The following is a 1,276-nucleotide window of genomic DNA, read 5'->3' as shown; positions in this document are numbered from 1 at the left end:
CCCCAGCTCACTCGTCAAGATGCTGGCGGCCGACCCCTCCCTCCGCCTCAACGAGCAAGGCAGAGGCCTCCTTCGCCTGCTCGTCACGCAGACCATCGACCCGGCGGAATGGTCGAGTCTGGTCGACGTCGTCCCCGCCCACCGCGCGGACGTCGTCATCGAGCTGGCCGAGAGCTTCTCAGCAACGTGGAGCCGCTTCGCCGACGAACTGAAGCGGCGCTCAATGTCCACCTGACGATTCTGCGCACCTGAACACCGAACGGCTCTGTGGCCCGGACCCCCGTGCCGGGCCACTGCCAGATCCGCCCGGAGCTCGGCACCCTCACTCACCGGCTCACTTAGTCACCTAGTCACCTGCTCGCTTACTCACTTCCGCCCCTAGCCACCTGCTCACTTACTCACTTCCTCCCCTAGCCACCTGCTCACTTACTCCCGCCCGCGGCCACCTTCGCCGCAATCTGAGTGGCCGTCGACTTCGCCATCGCAGCGCTGCCCGAGTTCGTCGAGCACAGGACGGTGACCACCGACCGCCCGACACGAACCGCCTCCAGGGTCGTGGTCCCCTCCCACGCCGAGTCGGACAGCGTGATCACGACGGAGCCGTCTTCAGGCGACGCGCTCGTGGCAACGGAGACCTTCACCGTGCTGCCGGTGCTGGAGTCCTTGTAAGACGGGCACTTGGCCGTGATGTCCGCCAGCGCCGCCATCACGGCCTGCGCCGTAGTGCCTTGGAACGCATCGATCTCCTGCGCGAACTCCTCCGATGTGGCCTTGTCCACGTAGTCGTTCTCGGCGAACGACACCGACCCGTGCCCCGCGAAGTCCACCCAGCTCGTGGCCCCCAGATTTGAGCAGTCGCTCCCGTTGGCCGGCTGGGAGTCCGAGGGCGCCTGGTAGTCCGACCCCGTGTCGACGCTTCCACTGCTGTCGAGCGAGTAGCCCGACGGAAGCCCCGTGCTCAGAAGGTCCGCCTTGAGCTGCGTCCCGGTAGGCAGCCCCGCATCCGGATCCGCCTCAGCCGTCGTAGCCGCGTGAGAGGAGGCAGCCGAGCTGCCGGCGCTCGAACTCGAACTGCCGGCGCTCGAACCGGCGGCGCTCGAACCCGAGCCGCTGGAAGAGCAGCCCGCAACGCTCAGCGAGAGCGCCGCGCAGCCGACGAGGGCGACCGCGCGCCTGCCCGATATGGAGAAACTCATTCGTCTGGTATCGCTTTCTGTGGCTACCGTGGTCCGCACCCTGCCGAACCCCCGCCGTCCCCCCCGGCCAGGGCACCCGC

The 1,276-nt window shown here is 67.9% G+C and carries 1 protein-coding gene and 1 pseudogene; one reads left to right on the top strand and one right to left on the bottom strand.

The genetic code is table 11. The features are described from left to right. A pseudogene (locus KDK95_RS34650) lies at nt 1–235 on the top strand (hypothetical protein); the annotation flags it as partial. A 187-nt stretch (nt 236–422) separates the two neighbouring features. On the opposite strand, the gene KDK95_RS34645 reads toward KDK95_RS34650, so the two are convergent. Continuing rightward, nucleotides 423–1,196, bottom strand: a complete 774-nt coding sequence (locus KDK95_RS34645) for a hypothetical protein (protein ID WP_212522588.1) — start codon at nt 1,194–1,196, stop codon at nt 423–425. Nucleotides 1,197–1,276: the final 80 nt, after the last annotated feature.

This window comes from Actinospica acidithermotolerans (assembly GCF_018139625.1).
Taxonomy (GTDB): domain Bacteria; phylum Actinomycetota; class Actinomycetes; order Streptomycetales; family Catenulisporaceae; genus Actinospica; species Actinospica acidithermotolerans.
The sequence above is the reverse complement of the archived record's forward strand: the minus strand, read 5'-3'. Positions and strand labels throughout refer to the sequence as shown.

Excerpts from the sequence above, each read along its gene's own strand:
- KDK95_RS34645 (WP_212522588.1), bottom strand. The coding sequence starts at position 1,196 with ATGAGTTTCTCCATATCGGGCAGGCGCGCGGTCGCCCTCGTCGGCTGC.